Genomic DNA, 320 nt, shown 5'->3' with positions numbered 1-320 from the left:
TTTTCCGTCGGGAATATCCCTCAAGAGCCCTTGCAGGCTGGCAAGTCGATCGGCACCGCCCGTCGCGGCCTCCGCCTCGAAGGCCCGATACTGCGCCAGTGTTTAGTCCCGTCATGTGGTGGGTCGGATCGACATTGAAACTGTCAGGTTCGTTTGTCCAGATTTTGCAAATGTATTCGAACGGCGTGAGGCCTTGCAGGGTCTTCATGCCGTTCTGCCCAGTCCCAGAAGCGGCGGAACATGTCGATGTAACTGTTGACGGTTTTCACGCCCATCTTGGGCAAGCCGGGAACGGCGATGGCGTCCTGCAAACACAGGTC

At 57.8% G+C, this 320-nt stretch carries 1 pseudogene; it reads right to left on the bottom strand.

Going from position 1 to position 320, the window contains the following annotated elements:
* Window positions 1–97: 97 nt before the first annotated feature.
* A pseudogene (locus tag ACH107_RS33715) lies at window positions 98–208 on the bottom strand (IS481 family transposase); the annotation flags it as partial.
* Window positions 209–320: the final 112 nt, after the last annotated feature.

The organism is Roseovarius halophilus (ex Wu et al. 2025) (genome assembly GCF_047086965.1).
The sequence above is the reverse complement of the archived record's forward strand: the minus strand, read 5'-3'. Positions and strand labels throughout refer to the sequence as shown.